Source organism: Pseudomonas sp. Ant30-3 (genome assembly GCF_000690905.1).
Lineage (GTDB): Bacteria > Pseudomonadota > Gammaproteobacteria > Pseudomonadales > Pseudomonadaceae > Aquipseudomonas.
Window position 1 is genome coordinate 1 of sequence record NZ_JMCL01000093.1, and the last position, 15,980, is coordinate 15,980.

Genomic DNA, 15,980 nt, shown 5'->3' on the forward strand with positions numbered 1-15,980 from the left:
GCGGTTATTGACTGCGCGTTCATTGAGCGCTCGGCTCTTACGATTGCGCACTAATCGGATGCTGTTGCTCACTTGGGATGGCGGGTATACGTCGGTCATCCAGACGCGAGCAGCGCCCCAGCCCATCGAGCAAACCCCGACCGCCAGTCTCATCTAGACTCAATACGTAGTCGCAGGCAGAACCAAACACGTCGCTTTGGTGCAGTCCATTCAAAACCACCATGGCAAGCTGCCTTAATGCCCTTATTGAGGTGCGGCGAAGACCGTGCCGGGCACAACAAGATGCCCGTTCAGGGTGCCCTGGCCACCGGCCTGAGATTGCCACGATACCGTGACGTGGTGTGAGTGCCGCAGCCGACACTTTCGGACGAACGACAACCGCCTGGTTTGTCCGTGACCGTGAGGAATGCTGTATGCCTGATGAGATGTTGCACCTGCCGATGGTCAGCAGTCTGCTGGAGCGTCACAAAAGCTCCCCCGTTGCGCTGTTGCCCATTCTTCACGAGATTCAGGCGGGCATCGGTTACATCCCCGATGCCGCCGTCCCCGAAATTGCCCACGCGCTGAATCAGAGTCAGGCGGAGATTCGCGGGGTGATCAGCTTTTACCATGACTTCCGTACTGCACCGCCGGCCCGGCATATCCTGCGATTGTGCCGCGCCGAGTCGTGCAAGAGTCGCGGCGCCGAGCAGTTGGCGGCGCAGTTGCGCGAGCGTTTGCAACTGGACGATCACGGCAGTAGCGCCGATGGCAGCATCAGTTTGCGTCCGGTGTATTGCCTCGGCGCTTGCGCGTGTTCGCCCGCGCTGGAGCTGGACGGTCAGGTGCATGCGCGATTGAGTGCCGAGCGCCTGGATGCGTTGCTCGACGCGTGTCGGGAGGACGCATGATGCCGCGTTTCTATCTGCCCGGTGATTCGCTTGCGCGGGCCGTGGGAGCCGATGAGGTGGCCGTGGCGTTTGCCGCTCAGGCCGGGCAGCGCGAGTTGCCGCTGGACTTTCAGCGCACCAGCTCTCGCGGTTTGTACTGGCTGGAGCCGTTGCTGGAAGTCGACACCCCGCAAGGACGAATCGGTTTCGGGCCGTTGACGGCAGCCGATGTGCCGTCGCTGCTGGATGCGTTGCAAAGCGAGCCTTCCGCGCATCCTTTGGCACTGGGTCTGGTGGAAGAGTTGCCGTATCTCAAATCGCAACAACGCCTGTTGTTCGCCCGCGCCGGCGTTACCCGGCCTCTGTCGCTGGACGATTACCTGGCACACAAAGGTTTCGAGGGTTTGAAAAGGGCCATCGACATCGGCGGCGAACAGACCGCCACTGAAGTCTTCGATTCAGGCCTGCGTGGCCGGGGCGGTGCGGCGTTCCCGGCGGGGATCAAATGGCGCACGGTGCGCGCTACCCCGGCGGCGCAAAAGTACATCGTGTGCAACGCCGACGAAGGCGACTCCGGCACCTTCGCCGATCGCATGTTGATGGAAGGTGACCCGTTTCTGCTGATCGAAGGCATGGCCATCGCGGGAATAACCGTCGGCGCCAGCTATGGCTATATCTACGTGCGCTCGGAATATCCCCAAGCCGTGGCCACGTTGAACGAGGCTTTAAACATCGCCCGAACCCACGGCTACCTCGGCGCCAACGTCGGCGGCAGCGGCCACGCCTTCGACATGGAAGTGCGCGTCGGTGCCGGCGCTTACATCTGCGGTGAGGAAACCGCGCTGCTGGATTCGCTCGAAGGCAAGCGCGGGATCGTTCGCGCCAAGCCGCCGATTCCTGCATTGCAAGGTTTGTTCGGTCTGCCAACGCTGGTGCACAACGTGATAACGCTGGCCTCGGTGCCGCTGATTCTCGCCAAAGGCGCGCAGTTCTATCGCGATTACGGCATGGGCCGTTCGCTGGGCACGATGCCGTTTCAACTCGCTGGCAACATCAAGCACGGCGGATTGGTGGAGCGCGCCTTCGGCCTGACGTTGCGGGAACTGGTGGAAGACTACGGCGGCGGCACCGCCAGTGGCCGTCCGTTGAAAGCTGCGCAGGTCGGTGGCCCGCTCGGCACGTGGGTGCCGCCGTCGCAGTTCGACACGCCGCTGGATTACGAAGCGTTCACCGCCATCGGTGCGATGCTCGGCCACGGTGGTGTGGTGGTCGCAGATGACACTTTGGACATGGCGCAGATGGCGCGCTTTGCGATGCAGTTTTGCGCCGAGGAATCCTGTGGCAAATGCACGCCCTGCCGCATCGGTTCGACCCGTGGCGTCGAGGTGATTGATCGCTTGTTGTCCGCGCCAGACCAAAGCGCTCGCGATGAGCAGGCGCTGGTCCTCAAGGACCTGTGCGACACGATGCAATACGGTTCGCTGTGTGCCCTGGGCGGCATGGCGCCTTTCCCGGTGGCGAGCGCCCTCAAGTACTTCCCCGCCGACTTCGGTCTGCAGCCCTCGGAGGCCGACCAATGATCACTCTCTTCGACCCGAAAACCGACATCGATCTCGGCACACCGGCGCGCGACAGCCAGGTGCAGGTCACGTTGAATATCGACGGCCGCAGCATCAGCGTGCCCGAAGGCACTTCGGTGATGCGCGCCGCCGCGCTGATGGGCACCACTATTCCGAAACTGTGCGCCACCGACAGCCTCGAAGCATTCGGTTCCTGCCGCATGTGTCTGGTGGAAATCGACGGGATGCGCGGCTATCCGGCGTCCTGCACCACGCCGGTGGTTGCAGGCATGAACGTGCGCACCCAGACGCCGAAGCTCGCGACCCTGCGGCGCAACGTCATGGAGTTGTACATCTCCGATCACCCGCTGGACTGCCTGACTTGCTCGGCCAACGGCAATTGCGAACTGCAAGCCGTCGCCGGCCAGGTTGGTTTGCGCGAGGTGCGTTACGGCTACGAAGGCGACAACCATCTGGCCGATGTGAAAGACACATCCAACCCGTATTTTGACTATGACCCGAGCAAGTGCATCGTCTGCAACCGCTGCGTGCGCGCCTGTGAAGAAACCCAGGGCACGTTTGCCCTGACCGTTACCGGGCGCGGTTTCGAATCGCGGATCGCGGCGGCCGGTGGCGATAATTTCCTTGAGTCAGAATGCGTGTCTTGCGGCGCCTGCGTGCAAGCCTGCCCGACCGCGACGCTGATCGAAAAAAGCGTGGTGGAACTGGGTCAGCCGGAACACAGCGTGATCACCACCTGTGCGTATTGCGGCGTCGGTTGTTCGTTCCGCGCCGAGATGAAAGGCGACACGCTGGTGCGCATGGTTCCGGACAAAAACGGTCAGGCCAACCACGGCCACTCTTGCGTCAAGGGGCGCTTTGCCTGGGGTTACGCCACTCACCCGGATCGCATCACCAAACCGATGATCCGCAAACACATCAGCGACCCGTGGCAGGAAGTCAGTTGGGACGAAGCGGTGACTTACGCCGCCAGTGAATTTCGTCGGTTGCAACAAACCTACGGTCGCGACTCGATTGGTGGGATCACTTCCAGCCGCTGCACCAATGAAGAAACTTACCTGGTGCAAAAATTGGTGCGCGCTGCGTTCGGCAACAACAACGTCGACACCTGTGCGCGAGTTTGCCACTCGCCGACCGGCTATGGTTTGAAGCAAACGTTGGGCGAATCGGCCGGCACGCAGAGTTTCGATTCGGTGATGAAGGCCGACGTGATCCTGGTGATGGGCGCCAACCCCAGCGACGCCCATCCGGTGTTCGCTTCGCAACTGAAACGGCGCTTGCGTGAAGGCGCACGACTGATCGTTATCGACCCACGGCGCATTGATCTGGTGGATTCGGTGCACGCCCGCGCCGAGCTGCACCTGGCGCTGCGGCCGGGCACTAACGTCGCCATGCTCAACGCGTTGGCGCACGTCATCGTTACTGAAGGGCTGCTCGATCAAGCCTTCATCGATGAGCGTTGCGAGGGCAGTGATTTCGCTCGCTGGAGTGAAATGGTCAGCCGCGCCGACAACTCGCCGGAAGTGCTCGGGCCGATCTGCGGCGTCGACCCCGCCGACATTCGCGCCGCCGCCCGTTTGTATGCCGGCGCTGGCAATGCGGCGATCTACTACGGACTGGGCATCACCGAGCACAGTCAGGGCAGCACCGCGGTCATGGGCATCGCCAACCTCGCCATGGCCACCGGCAACATCGGCCGCGAAGGCGTCGGCGTGAATCCGTTGCGCGGGCAGAACAACGTGCAGGGTTCCTGCGACATGGGTTCCTTCCCTCACGAGTTGCCCGGCTATCGGCACATCTCCAACGAGGTGGTGCGCACGCAGTTTGAACAGGCGTGGAACGTCACCCTGCAACCCGAACCGGGGCTGCGCATTCCCAACATGTTCGAAGCAGCGCTGGGCGGCAGCTTCAAGGGCTTGTATTGCCAGGGCGAGGACATCGTCCAGAGCGATCCGAATACCCAGCACGTGACCGCGGCGATGTCGGCCATGGAATGCGTGGTGGTGCAGGATATTTTCCTCAACGAAACCGCCAAGTACGCCCACGTGTTTCTGCCGGGCAGTTCGTTTCTGGAAAAAGACGGCACGTTCACCAACGCCGAGCGGCGCATTTCACGGGTGCGCAAAGTCATGGAACCGCTGGGCGGCAAGGCCGATTGGGAAGGCACTGTGGCGCTGGCCAACGCCTTGGGTTACCCGATGAATTACCAGCATCCGTCGCAAATCATGGATGAAATCGCCAGCCTGACGCCGACTTTCAGCAACGTCAGCTACGCCGAACTGGAGCGTCACGGCAGCCTGCAATGGCCGTGCAACGCCGCCGCACCGGACGGCACGCCGACCATGCACATCGAGCAATTCGTGCGCGGCAAGGGACGGTTCATGCTCACCGGCTACGTGCCCACCGAGGAAAAGGTCAACGGTCGTTATCCGCTGCTGCTGACCACCGGGCGCATCCTCAGCCAGTACAACGTGGGCGCGCAAACCCGGCGCACCGACAATGTCGCCTGGCACGCCGAAGATCGTCTGGAAATTCACCCGACTGACGCTGAAAGCCGTGGCATCAATGAAGGTGACTGGGTCGGCATCGGCAGCCGCGCCGGGCAGACCGTGCTTCGCGCGCGGATCACCGAACGGGTCGCGCCGGGCGTGGTGTACACCACGTTCCACTTCCCTGAATCGGGGGCCAACGTCATCACCACGGACAATTCCGACTGGGCCACCAACTGTCCGGAGTACAAGGTCACCGCCGTGGAAGTCAGCCGCGTCTATCACCCTTCCGAGTGGCAAAAACGCTATCAGGCATTCAGTGATGAACAGGACCGTTTGCTCAAGGATCGCCTGCAGGCCCGTGGGGCGAAAGCGGAGGTACGCCGATGAGCACTGCCAACCTGATCAAAATGGCCAACCAGATCGCCAATTACTTCGCCAGCCAGACGGACCATGAACAGGCGGTACTCGGCGTGCGCAATCACCTGCAGATGTTCTGGGCGCCGAGCATGCGCAAGGAATTGCTCGCCTGGCAGACCGAGCATCAGGGCGCGGAGTTGCATCCGCTGGCGCAGGAGGCAGTCAGCGGGGCGGGTTGGGGAGCTTAACGCTCTCAAGCCTGACCTGAAACCTGTGGGAATGAGCCTGCTCGCGATAACGCTGTATCAGCCACCCGAAATGGTGAATGTTAAGCCGCCATCGCGAGCAGGCTCGCTCCCACAATAGGCATGGTCGAACCCGAGCTAGAGTACGCATCCAGACACTGTAGGAGCGAGCCTGCTCGCGATAACGGTATATCGGCCATCCGAAATGGTGACTGTAAAGCCGCCATCGCGAGCAGGCTCGCACCCACAATAGGCATGGTCGAACCCGAGCTAGAGTACGCATCCAGACACTGTAGGAGTGAGCCTGCTCGCGATAATGGTATATCGGCCATCCAAAATGGTGACTGTAAAGCCGCCATCGCGAGCAGGCTCGCTCCCACAATAGGCATGGTCGAACCCGAGCTAGAGTACGCATCCAGACACTGTAGGAGCGAGCCTGCTCGCGATAATGGTATATCGGCCATCCGAAATGGTGACTGTAAAGCCGCCATCGCGAGCAGGCTCGCTCCCACAATAGGCATGGTCGAACCCCAACTAGAGTACGCATCCATACACTGTGGGAGCGAGCCTGCTCGCGATGGCGTCAAGACAGCCAACATTGATGTTGAAGGTGCTGGCCTCATCGCGAGCAGGCTCGCTCCTGCAGGGGTTGTGTTGTGTTTGAAATGAAGACTCAGAGCAAATGCTGGGAGATCAACTTTGAGATCTCGACCATTGAGGTTCTGCCAGTGAACTCGAACTTCACTCGGCCCAGCGACGAGAAATAGATCTCGAGTTCGGAATCCAGATCAAACGTGCCGGATGTTTCCACCGAGTACGCGACAATGTTTTTGTACGGCAACGATGTGAAGTCTTTCTTGCTGCCTGTCAGGCCCTGCACGTTGACCGCGATGATGCGCTTGTTGGTAAACACCACGCCGTCGCGCATGGATTTATAGGAGTCGATAACTCGCTCGTCGTCCAGCAACAGTGCGGTGACGCGCTCAGCGTATTCGTCGTTTTGCTTGAGCTTGAAAAAGCCTTTGTTGTTGAAATCAATCATCTGCAATTCCCTGTTTTCAAATGAACAGCTAAGCCGAATGCACGGGCAGTACCACCAGCGCTTCCAGGCCAACGATAGACCGATTACGCAGGCTCAACTCGCCGCCGTGTTCCAACACAATCGCACGCGCCGCGGATAATCCCAAACCGACACCGCCGGTGCTTTTGTTTCGCGAGCCTTCCAGGCGGAAGAACGGTGCGAAAACCTGTTCAAGGCTGGCTTCCGGAATCCCCGGCCCACAATCCAGTACTTTGATCCGCACTTCCCCAGCAGTGGGAAACAGTTCGACCGCCGGTTCAGTGGCGTACTTGATCGCGTTATCCAGCAGATTGGTCATCACGCGCTTGAGCCCGGACGGCCGCCCGAAATACACCAGCCGCGCCGGCCCTTCAAAGGCAATGTCGGCACCTTGATCGCGGTAATCATCCAGCAACGTTTGCAGCAGTTCCGCCAGGTCAAAGTGGGTGGCCGGTTCCAGTCGCGCATCGTCGCGGAAAAAATCCAGCGCCGAATTGATCATCGCCTGCATTTCATCCACGTCGCTGAAAAGCCGCTGCTGTTGCGCGGCATCTTCGATGAATTCGCCGCGCAATCGCATTCGCGTCAAGGGCGCGCGCAGGTCGTGGGAGATGGCGGCGAGCATTTGCGTGCGGTCGCGGATGAAGTGTTGCAGTTGAGCCTGCATGGCGTTGAAAGCGACGATCGCCTGACGGATTTCCTGCGGGCCGAGCGGCGCGATGGGTGGGGCGCGAAAGTCGACACCAAAACGGCGAGCGCCTTCGGTGAAGTGTTGCAGGGGCGTGGCGAGACGGCGTGTGGCAATAAGCGCGACCAGCGCAGTGGAAATCAGCGCCAGCAGGATGATGATCAGCACGCGCGGCGCTTCGTCCAGGCCCCAACTGCGGGTGGGCGGCGAGAACATCAGCCACGAGCCATCGGTCAGTTCTATCAGCAGCGCGTAACGCGCGTCTGCCGAGGACTCGGTCCAGTCGCTGGGCTCGTAGGTTTCGATGCGTCGCTGCCCGGCATTGAGCAATGGCTGCAATATTCTTGAACCGTCTTCGGAAATCTGGTCCTCCACGGGCGGCAGATTCAGACCCTGTCGATCACGGTGCCAACTGACGATGAAGCCCTCCTCGCTGGCAGCGTGGGCCAACTGGCCACGCAACGCTGCCGGGGCGGCTTCGATGATGCGAGTGACGGCCGCAGCTTTTTCCAGCAAGCCGATTTCCGTCAGCGAAGGACGTGCCCACACGCCGGCCAGCTGGATAAACAAGCCATTGAGCACCAGCGAAATCAGCATCGCCAAGAGGATCGTCAAAGCGATCCAGCGCGCCACCGTATCGCGGCGAATCCACCTCAGCCAATTCATCGCCGGGTCACGCTGGGCGTGAACAGATAACCGCCATTGCGCACGGTGCGAATCATCGCCGGGCGCTTGGTGTCGGATTCGAGTTTGCGCCGCAAGCGGCTGACCTGGACGTCGATGCTGCGATCGAACGCGTCGTGGCAATGCCCGCGCGCCAGGTCCAGCAGTTGCTCGCGGGTGAGGATGCGCTGGGGGTGTTCGACGAAGACCAGCAGCAAATCGAATTCGCCGGCCGAGAGCGGGATCATCACGTTGTCGGGCGAGCGTAATTCGCGGCGGGTGACGTCCAGGTGCCAGTCGGCGAAGTCGATCAGCGGCCGGGGTCGTTCCTGCGTCAGCGGCCGACGATCGTCGACGCGGCGCAACACGGCGCGCACGCGGGCCAGCAGTTCGCGGGCGTCGAAAGGTTTGGTCAGGTAATCGTCGGCGCCGAGTTCAAGGCCGACGACCCGATCACTGAGCTCGCCCATGGCGGTGAGCATGATTACGGGTATCGCGTGGCGAATACGCAATTGCTGGCACAGGACCAGTCCGCTGTCGCCGGGCAACATCACGTCAAGAATGATCAAGTCCGGCGGCTGGCCCTCGATGGCCGCCCACAGCGACGCGCCGTCGGTGGCGACGGCGACACTGTAGCCGTGCTGCACGAAAAACTTTTTCAGCAGATCGAGAACTTCGAGGTCGTCGTCGACAATTAAAAGGCTGTTCACCGAAGGTCACTTGAGGGCCGAATGGAAGCGTCATCTAAAACCATTAACGGCGTCGCGTCATATATTTCAACACTGCAATAAAACTTCAGCGCCGCAACAAACCTGACATCTTCGCGCAAGCCTCGAGGCCCAGCATCACGGCCACTTCCTCCCACCCGAGACTTGCGTCCATGCTGCCTTTCAACTGTGCTCCCTGGCTGGCCCGAAACACTTCGATTGTCGTGATGGTTGCAGGACTGGCGGGTTGCAGCAGCCAGTCGCCGTCGGATACGCAGGTCAATTGCGCCGACATTGCCTATTCGGTGTACGACCCGGTGGAACCGCTCAATCGTGGGGTCTTCGCCTTTAACCGGGTCGTTGACGATTACGCCCTGGCACCGGTCGCTCGCGGCTATCGCTACTTGCCGAACTTTTTCCAGACGGGTGTGCATAACTTCGTGGAAAACTTCGGTGAGCCAAAGGTGTTCATCAACGACGTGCTGCAAGGCAACCCAATGCGTTCGGTCAACACGCTGGGACGCTTCGCGCTTAACACCACGGTCGGCGTGCTCGGCTTGATCGACGTCTCGGGCATGGCCGGCATACCGCGCCACGAGGCAGACTTCGGCCAGACGTTCGGCGTGTGGGGCATCGGTAACGGACCGATTCTCGAGTTGCCGTTATTCGGCACATCCAACAGCCGCGATGCGGCCGGACGAGTGCTGAGTTTTGTGGTCGACCCCCTGGGCAGCAACAGCGACACCGTCGAGACGCTGTCCACGATCAACACCGTCGGCGGCATCATTGACGGTCGCGCAGAAGCCTTGCCGCTGACCGACAGCCTGCAAAAACTGCCGGACTATTACAGCGCCTTGCGCAACGTGGTGGCCGAGCATCGCGCGGCGTTCGTAGCCGACGGCAAACAAGGCTCACCGCATGACACAAAACCACAGTGCACAGGAGCATCGGCCGATGGCTTCTGAACAGCAACAAAGTCTGATTCTGCAGCAACGGGTGGCCTGGCAGGACCCGGCTAACCTGCATTGCCGGGAAATCACCCTGCGTCTATCGCCGGACTGTCGCCAACTGGTACTCAGCCGCTACACCGAACACTACGGCCCGGCGCTGGTGCGCTGGATCGAGCGCAGTCACACGGTGATGGTAAGCGATGTGTTTCGGTGGCTGGTGGCGAATGGGGAGTTGGGGGTGGTCAGCTCGGGGACCAAGTGACGATATTGAATTGTTGGAATTCATTGCCAAAAATCGGTTACACACTTTAAGTCCAAATACGGCTCCAACCCGCTTCATCGCATTGACTCTGGGGGATTCGTCGCAGAAAATCACCGCAATCGCGCCCAGACCTCTGGTGCTGGCTAGTCCGGCACTATGTTTGGGCCTTCTTCTTTCTGGGACATGGAATGTTGCAGCAATTAGCCCCGCCAAAACCGTTTCGGTCCTATCGTGAACTCTCTGCACTTCTCATCAAAAGAGGAATGCGGATCACTGATGTAGTGCGTGCGGAGCGCAAACTCAGTCAAGTTGGCTACTATCGACTGAGCGGTTTTTGGTACCCATGCCGAGAGTTTTTGCGCGATGCTGATGACAACGTGGTCATCTGTAATGTCAGCAAAAAACCCCTACGACAGAATATCTTCACGCCAGGGACCTACTTTGATGCGGCGTTTGAAATCTACCTTTTTGATAAAAAACTGCGCCAGTTGATGCTTGATGCCATAGAGCGTATTGAGGTGCACGTGCGTTCAGTCATCGCGCACGAGGTGGGTTACCACGATCCATTGGCATACCAAAGCAGCAGGTTTATCAATCCGTCGCAAACCCGGATGTTTAGTAACAAGCAGGGCCGGCAACGTAATATCTGGAATGAATGGCTCAACCGCCAATCTGAGCAGATAGGACGCAGCGGCGACGACAGCATTGAATGGCATCGACTTCACAGTAAAGCGATGCCCTTCTGGGTAGTAGTCGAGGCATGGGATTTCGGAACCGCATCGAAGTATTTCGAAATTCTCAAAGATTTGCACAGGAACAGAATCAGCCAACGGCTTGGCCTGAAGAACGCAAAGGTTCTCAAAGAATGGCTGCAGGAAATAAACACACTCCGCAACCGCTGCGCCCACCACTGCCGTATCTGGAATCAGGTCTCGACGAACCCGCTGCCCACCGTGCCTGAGAATCCTTACTTTCAACGCCTTGCCCTGGACGCAAATGCGCGCACCCGTCTCTACGGGCTGATTGCAGTGATTTGGTATCTCGTCAAAGGAATCGGTGCCAATTCACAATGGATATCCCAAGTAGCGGACGTCATTGACTCCAAACCGGAAGTGCCAGGCTGTCCTTTCTCAGCGCTGGGCTTGCCGACTGAGGCTGGGTTCCCTAGACAAATGTTCAGTATCTAACCTTGCGCCCTTTCCACGACTGACATCTACGTTCCGGCAAGATTGGCAACAATTCGTTGACACCACCTGCGGTATTATCTGGCGCCTTCGCACCTTGATTTTTTTGAATTGGATGTCCATGCCTTCGCCACTCCCCGACGCCTCGCAACCTCTTCCTCCCGTTCTGGTCGGCCCGCTGTTGCGGCGTCTTGAGCCAACGCGGCTGGTGTTGTGGCTGGTCGGGTCGCGGGCGTTGTCGCTGACGTTGCGTCTGCAAAACCGTGCCGATATGCGCCTGGATGCCGGGCAGTGCACGATCATTCCGGTGGGTGCGCAGGCGTTTGTTCATTTGATCGACGTGGCGCTGGACACCGCCCTGCCCTGCGATACGTTGATCGAATACGACCTGCTGATTGATGACGCCGCGACGGGTATCGCCGAGTGGGCGCCGCATCTGTTGTACGGCGAAGCGCGGTCGCCCAACCTGGTTGTTCGCTCAAAAATTGATCAGCTGCTGCACGGTTCCTGCCGCAAACCGCACTTCCCTGCGGCCGATGGTTTGCTGTGTGTGGATCGTTTGCTGGCGGCGGAGCATGAAGCGAAAGATCGCCCGGCGCTGCTAATGATGAGCGGCGATCAGGTGTACGCCGACGATGTTGCCGGCCCGACGTTGCGCGCGATCCATGCCCTGATCGAGCGGCTTGGCCTGTTCGAGGAGCACCTTGAAGGTGCCGTGGTGAGCGACAGCGCCAAGCTCTACGAACATGCCGCCAGTTATTACCACCGTGCGGATTTATTACCCGCGCTGCAGGGTAATGAGACGTTGCGTGAGCGATTTTTCGGCGGCGCGCGTAAGCCGATTTTCACCAGCAGCAGCGCCGACAATCACTTGGTGACGTTTGCCGAAGTCATGGCCATGTACTTTTTGGTTTGGTCGCCGACACCGTGGACACTGATCGCACCGAAGCCGCCGAAACTGATCCCCGAACGCCGGATGGCCGTAGGCCGTTTCCTCCCATTGCGCGGAAAGATTCCAGTCGTCCGTAATATCGTGGTCATCGAAAATCATCAGACACGGGATGTGCGCAAAGGCCCGAGCCACGCCGGGCAGCCCGGCCTTGAAGTCGTCGATACGCGTCTGCTCCAGCGCATAACGCTTGCGGTTCTCAAAGCGCATCATCGGCAACGCGCTGATTGCTTATATGTTGTGCCAGGCTTGGGGCAACAATCCGGATGCGTTCGGCACGCTGCTGAAGAAGACCGCCGGGCTGATTTCGACCGGGGACGACCGGTATCTGGATAGCCCGGTGCAGGACGAGCTGATCGATGATCTGCTGAAGTTTCAGCGCTGGCATTACGTGCTGCCGACTAGCCCGGCCGTCGTCGTACTCGACACCCGCACCCGGCGCTGGCGCAGTGAGATGACGTTGAAGCAACCGTCGGGTTTGCTCGACTGGGAAGCGCTCAGCGAACTGCAGCAGGAGCTGCTCGATCACCCGTCGGCAATCATCGTTTCGCCCGCGCCGGTATTCGGCGTCAAGCTGATTGAAACCGTGCAACGGGTGTTCAGCTGGTTCGGTTTTCCGTTACTGGTGGACGCAGAAAACTGGATGGCCCATCGCGGCGCAGCGCAGGTGATCCTGAACATTTTCCGACACTCGCGAACGCCCGGGAACTACGTGGTACTGTCCGGCGACGTGCATTATTCCTTCGTCTACGAGGTATTGATCCGACATCGCACGGCCGGCCCGAGAATTTGGCAGGTAACCAGCAGCGGCATCAAAAACGAATTTCCACCGAGCCTGCTGGAGTGGTTTGACCGCCTGAACCGCTGGCTGTATTCGCCCCGCTCGCCACTGAACTGGCTGACCAAACGCCGACGTATGCGCATCGTCCCGCACGTTCCCGAGCATGCTGAAGCGGGTGAACGATTGTGGAATTCGGCCGGTGTCGGGCAGGTGTTCTTTAACGAGAAGGGCCAGCCGCGGGAAATTTATCAGTTGAATGCGGATGGCTCGCCGAAGACGCGGATGGTCGCGCCTGAAGAGGATTGCGGCAGTTCGCCGATGGGTTGAGCGGCGGATAGGGACTACAGCAAACGCAGAAACGTCTCGGGGCATCTTCAACGATACTCAGTCCAGACGCAGATGCACCGTTTGCGTAACGACCACTCGTAGGTATCGCCTTGTCATCCTGTACTCATTTCTGTACGTTCCTTGCATCAAGCGAGGGCTATTCAATGCAAACCATCAACTACACCACTGCACGTGCACACCTTGCCGAAACCATGGATCGCGTCAACGAAGACCGTGCTCCGTTATTGGTAACTCGTCAGAAGGGCGAGCCGGTCGTGATGATGTCCCTAGCGGAATATAACGCGCTCGAAGAGACCGCCTATTTGCTCCGCTCACCCGCCAATGCTGAACGCCTGATCAAATCGATGGCCAATCTGCGTGCGGGGAACACTAAAACTCGCCAACTCATCGAAGAATGAACATTCAGTTCACGACTGAAGGTTGGGAAGACTATTTGTGGTTCCAACAAAACGATAAGGCAGGGCTCAAACGAATCAATTTGCTGATTAAAGCCATCCAGCGTCAGCCGTTCGAGGGCATCGGAAAACCTGAACCGCTCAAACACAACCTGAGCGGCTGTTGGTCACGCCGAATTACTGGCGAGCATCGATTGGTTTATGCAGTTCAGGACGAAGAGATACTGGTGGTGCTGTGCAGATACCATTACTGAATTAATCACCCCTCACAGACTGCCCGACCAACCCCTCTGACAATCATCTCGACCTCGCGCTGGTCTATCGTCAACGGCGGCAGCAGGCGGATAGTTTTACCGCGCGTTACGTTGATCAGCAGGCCGTGATCCCGTGCGGCGATCAGGGTAAGGTCGCGGATGGGCTGTTTGAGCTCGATGCCGATCATCAGGCCCTGTCCCCGAATGGCCAGCACATTCGGATTGTCCGCCAGTTCGCTGCGTAACCTGCCCAGCAGCCGTTCGCCCTGAAGCCTGGCGTTTTCCAACAGCTGCTGTTCTTCGATAATTTCCAGCACCGTGCAAGCCACGCGACACGCCAGTGGATTGCCGCCAAAGGTGCTGCCGTGACTGCCGGGGGTGAACAGTTCGGCCGCTTTGCCCCGGGCCAGGCAGGCGCCGATGGGAATGCCATTGCCAAGACCTTTAGCGAGGGTCATGACGTCCGGGACGATGCCTTCGTGCTGGCACGCAAACCATTCGCCGGTGCGGCCGATTCCGGTCTGGATTTCGTCGAGCATCAACAGCCAGGCGTGCCGGGTGCACCGTTCACGCAAGGCTTTGAGGTAACCGGGCGGCGCCAGGTGCACACCGCTTTCGCCCTGAATCGGTTCAATCATGATCGCTACGATGCGCGAGCCGTGCGCCTGCTGCACTTGGTCCAGCGCCGGCAAATCTCCGAACGGCACTTTGACAAAATCCCCCGGCAGCTTGCTGAAGCCCAGGCGCACCGCCGGCCCCTCACTGGCGGACAACGTGCCGAGGGTGCGGCCATGAAAAGCGTTTTCCATGACCACCACCAGTGGCTGCTCGATGCCTTTGCGCCAGCCGTACAGCCGCGCCAGTTTTAACGCGGTCTCGTTGGCCTCTGCGCCGGAGTTGTTGAAAAACGCCCGGTTCATGCCCGCCAATTGCGTCAGCTTGTGCGCCAGGCGTTGCTGCCAGTCGATGCTGTACAGGTTGGAGGTGTGCAGTAACAGACCGGCCTGTTCGCTGATCGCAGCGACGATTTTGGGGTGCGAATGACCGACATTGGTCACCGCCACCCCGGCCACTGCATCGAGGTATTCGCGCCCGGCCTGATCCCACAGACGCGTGCCCAGCCCTTTGCAGAAACTCAGGGCCAGCGGTTGGTAAGTGCTCATCAGGCAGGCGGCGGTCATGACATCAAGCTCCATCACAGGTCAGTGATTTGCAGTATGGTTAGCCACCTCAGCTGGATAAACGCTGCAAAACTTCAATCATCTAAAAGCAGAGCTTGATAATGGATCTGTTCCAGGCAATGACCGTTTACGTCAAAGTGGTGGAAGCCGGCAGCATGACCGGTGCCGCCGCAGCGTGCGAAATGTCCACGACCATGGTGGGCAATCATCTGCGCGCACTGGAGAAACGCCTTGGCGTGCGCCTGCTCAACCGGACGACCCGGCGTCAACGCTTGACGGAATTTGGCACCGCTTACTATCAACGCTGCCTCGAAGTGCTGGGCCTGGTGGCCGATTCCGAGCGCCTTGCCGAGCAGGCTCTGGATGAACCCAGCGGCACACTGCGCATTACCGCGCCACTGACGTTCGGCACCGAGAAACTGGCGCCGGCGCTGAGTGAATTCACGCTGCTGCATCCGCGGGTCAAACTGGACGTGGTGTTGACCAACCGCCGCCCCGACCTGCTCGATCACGGCTTCGACGTCGCGTTTCGGCTGGGCGTGAGCGAGCAGACCAACCTGATCGCCCGCCCACTGCTGCCGTACACCCTGACCATGTGCGCATCGCCGACGTACCTGGCCCGCCGCGGTATCCCCGAGCAACCCGCCGATTTGCAACTGCACGACTGCCTGTCCTTCGCCTACCCGGCCGGGGATGACTGGTATTCGATGGAGAAGGAATGGCGCCTGAACGCGCCGGAAGGTGAGGTCACCGTGGCGGTCAGCGGCCCGATGCTGATCAACAGCTCGGCGGGCCTGCATCAAGCGGCGCGAAGCGGAATGGGCATCGTGATGCTGCCCGATGCTTTGGTGGAGCAAGACCTCGAAGACGGAAAACTGGTCGCCCTGATGGAAGATTACCGGCCACCGAGCCGGCCGATGCATTTGATGTACGCCCAGGATCGCTACCGTTTGCCGAAATTACGCAGTTTCGTCGATTTTGCACTGCAGAAATGGGGCGACCACTAGCGGGCCCG

14 protein-coding genes and 3 pseudogenes are annotated in these 15,980 nt (G+C 59.7%); 12 read left to right on the forward strand and 5 right to left on the reverse strand.

The genetic code is table 11. The features are described from left to right. Positions 1-413: 413 nt before the first annotated feature. From DU29_RS0121240 to DU29_RS0121255, 4 genes are read left to right on the forward strand one after another with little or no spacing between them, the layout of a single operon-like run. A complete protein-coding gene (locus tag DU29_RS0121240) occupies positions 414-890 on the forward strand; it encodes a formate dehydrogenase subunit gamma (protein WP_028623501.1) in 477 nt (158 codons plus the stop codon). Next, positions 887-2,449 (forward strand): formate dehydrogenase beta subunit, encoded by a 1,563-nt coding sequence (locus tag DU29_RS0121245; RefSeq protein ID WP_177326975.1) that lies wholly within the window; start codon positions 887-889, stop codon positions 2,447-2,449. Before DU29_RS0121240 ends, DU29_RS0121245 begins: the two co-directional genes overlap by 4 nt. Next, the gene (gene fdhF, locus DU29_RS0121250; RefSeq protein WP_028623503.1) at positions 2,446-5,328 is read left to right on the forward strand and encodes a formate dehydrogenase subunit alpha; all 2,883 of its coding nucleotides are present in this window, start codon (positions 2,446-2,448) and stop codon (positions 5,326-5,328) included. The genes DU29_RS0121245 and fdhF overlap by 4 nt, the downstream gene beginning before the upstream one ends. Continuing rightward, positions 5,325-5,546, forward strand: coding sequence for a formate dehydrogenase subunit delta (locus tag DU29_RS0121255; protein ID WP_028623504.1), 222 nt, complete (start codon positions 5,325-5,327; stop codon positions 5,544-5,546). Before fdhF ends, DU29_RS0121255 begins: the two co-directional genes overlap by 4 nt. 670 nt (positions 5,547-6,216) lie before the next feature. On the opposite strand, the gene DU29_RS0121265 is transcribed toward DU29_RS0121255, so the two are convergent. Genes DU29_RS0121265 through DU29_RS0121275 form a run of 3 tightly spaced genes read right to left on the reverse strand, consistent with a single transcriptional unit; the run spans position 6,217 to position 8,664 of the window. Continuing rightward, positions 6,217-6,585, reverse strand: coding sequence for a PH domain-containing protein (locus DU29_RS0121265; RefSeq protein ID WP_028623506.1), 369 nt, complete (start codon positions 6,583-6,585; stop codon positions 6,217-6,219). 28 nt (positions 6,586-6,613) lie between these two features. Next, positions 6,614-7,957, reverse strand: a complete 1,344-nt coding sequence (locus DU29_RS0121270) for a sensor histidine kinase (RefSeq protein ID WP_028623507.1) — start codon at positions 7,955-7,957, stop codon at positions 6,614-6,616. Continuing rightward, positions 7,954-8,664, reverse strand: coding sequence for a response regulator (locus DU29_RS0121275; protein WP_028623508.1), 711 nt, complete (start codon positions 8,662-8,664; stop codon positions 7,954-7,956). The genes DU29_RS0121270 and DU29_RS0121275 overlap by 4 nt, the downstream gene beginning before the upstream one ends. A gap of 170 nt (positions 8,665-8,834) precedes the next feature. Here DU29_RS0121275 and DU29_RS0121285 point away from each other — a divergent pair, with 170 nt between their 5' ends. The 4 genes and pseudogenes from DU29_RS0121285 to DU29_RS01000000130295 form a co-directional block, all read left to right on the forward strand. Further along, positions 8,835-9,626, forward strand: coding sequence for an MlaA family lipoprotein (locus DU29_RS0121285; protein WP_028623509.1), 792 nt, complete (start codon positions 8,835-8,837; stop codon positions 9,624-9,626). Then, positions 9,616-9,873 (forward strand): hypothetical protein, encoded by a 258-nt coding sequence (locus tag DU29_RS0121290; RefSeq protein WP_028623510.1) that lies wholly within the window; start codon positions 9,616-9,618, stop codon positions 9,871-9,873. The genes DU29_RS0121285 and DU29_RS0121290 overlap by 11 nt, the downstream gene beginning before the upstream one ends. A gap of 188 nt (positions 9,874-10,061) precedes the next feature. Beyond that, positions 10,062-11,060 (forward strand): Abi family protein, encoded by a 999-nt coding sequence (locus DU29_RS0121295; RefSeq protein WP_236645637.1) that lies wholly within the window; start codon positions 10,062-10,064, stop codon positions 11,058-11,060. A 112-nt stretch (positions 11,061-11,172) separates the two neighbouring features. Further along, a pseudogene (locus DU29_RS01000000130295) lies at positions 11,173-12,033 on the forward strand (alkaline phosphatase family protein); the annotation flags it as partial. Here the strand turns inward: DU29_RS01000000130295 and DU29_RS1000000133810 are convergent. Next, positions 12,031-12,162, reverse strand: a pseudogene (locus DU29_RS1000000133810) (hypothetical protein); the annotation flags it as partial. The pseudogenes DU29_RS01000000130295 and DU29_RS1000000133810 overlap by 3 nt on opposite strands. 40 nt (positions 12,163-12,202) lie before the next feature. On the opposite strand from DU29_RS1000000133810, the pseudogene DU29_RS01000000130300 reads away from it, so the two are divergent. The 3 genes and pseudogenes from DU29_RS01000000130300 to DU29_RS0121310 form a co-directional block, all read left to right on the forward strand. After that, a pseudogene (locus tag DU29_RS01000000130300) lies at positions 12,203-13,114 on the forward strand (alkaline phosphatase family protein); the annotation flags it as partial. Positions 13,115-13,278: 164 nt separating this feature from the next. Then, a complete protein-coding gene (locus DU29_RS0121305; RefSeq protein ID WP_028623512.1) occupies positions 13,279-13,533 on the forward strand; it encodes a type II toxin-antitoxin system prevent-host-death family antitoxin in 255 nt (84 codons plus the stop codon). After that, positions 13,530-13,784 (forward strand): Txe/YoeB family addiction module toxin, encoded by a 255-nt coding sequence (locus tag DU29_RS0121310; RefSeq protein WP_028623513.1) that lies wholly within the window; start codon positions 13,530-13,532, stop codon positions 13,782-13,784. Before DU29_RS0121305 ends, DU29_RS0121310 begins: the two co-directional genes overlap by 4 nt. A gap of 5 nt (positions 13,785-13,789) precedes the next feature. Here DU29_RS0121310 and DU29_RS0121315 read toward each other — a convergent pair whose 3' ends face one another. Beyond that, positions 13,790-14,965, reverse strand: coding sequence for an aspartate aminotransferase family protein (locus tag DU29_RS0121315; protein ID WP_028623514.1), 1,176 nt, complete (start codon positions 14,963-14,965; stop codon positions 13,790-13,792). Between the two features lie 101 nt (positions 14,966-15,066). Between DU29_RS0121315 and DU29_RS0121320 the strand changes: the two genes are divergently transcribed. Then, entirely contained in the window at positions 15,067-15,972 is a 906-nt protein-coding gene (locus DU29_RS0121320; RefSeq protein WP_028623515.1) for a LysR family transcriptional regulator, read from the forward strand. Positions 15,973-15,980 lie beyond the last annotated feature (8 nt).

What these genes read in the sequence shown, in the direction of transcription:
- DU29_RS0121240 (WP_028623501.1), top strand. Translation starts at nt 414, where the DNA reads ATGCCTGATGAGATGTTGCACCTGCCGATGGTCAGCAGTCTGCTGGAG.
- DU29_RS0121245 (WP_177326975.1), top strand. Translation starts at nt 887, where the DNA reads ATGATGCCGCGTTTCTATCTGCCCGGTGATTCGCTTGCGCGGGCCGTG.
- fdhF (WP_028623503.1), top strand. Translation starts at nt 2,446, where the DNA reads ATGATCACTCTCTTCGACCCGAAAACCGACATCGATCTCGGCACACCG.
- DU29_RS0121255 (WP_028623504.1), top strand. Translation starts at nt 5,325, where the DNA reads ATGAGCACTGCCAACCTGATCAAAATGGCCAACCAGATCGCCAATTAC.
- DU29_RS0121265 (WP_028623506.1), bottom strand. Translation starts at nt 6,585, where the DNA reads ATGATTGATTTCAACAACAAAGGCTTTTTCAAGCTCAAGCAAAACGAC.
- DU29_RS0121270 (WP_028623507.1), bottom strand. Translation starts at nt 7,957, where the DNA reads ATGAATTGGCTGAGGTGGATTCGCCGCGATACGGTGGCGCGCTGGATC.
- DU29_RS0121285 (WP_028623509.1), top strand. Translation starts at nt 8,835, where the DNA reads ATGCTGCCTTTCAACTGTGCTCCCTGGCTGGCCCGAAACACTTCGATT.
- DU29_RS0121290 (WP_028623510.1), top strand. Translation starts at nt 9,616, where the DNA reads ATGGCTTCTGAACAGCAACAAAGTCTGATTCTGCAGCAACGGGTGGCC.
- DU29_RS0121295 (WP_236645637.1), top strand. Translation starts at nt 10,062, where the DNA reads ATGTTGCAGCAATTAGCCCCGCCAAAACCGTTTCGGTCCTATCGTGAA.
- DU29_RS0121305 (WP_028623512.1), top strand. Translation starts at nt 13,279, where the DNA reads ATGCAAACCATCAACTACACCACTGCACGTGCACACCTTGCCGAAACC.
- DU29_RS0121310 (WP_028623513.1), top strand. Translation starts at nt 13,530, where the DNA reads ATGAACATTCAGTTCACGACTGAAGGTTGGGAAGACTATTTGTGGTTC.
- DU29_RS0121315 (WP_028623514.1), bottom strand. Translation starts at nt 14,965, where the DNA reads ATGACCGCCGCCTGCCTGATGAGCACTTACCAACCGCTGGCCCTGAGT.
- DU29_RS0121320 (WP_028623515.1), top strand. Translation starts at nt 15,067, where the DNA reads ATGGATCTGTTCCAGGCAATGACCGTTTACGTCAAAGTGGTGGAAGCC.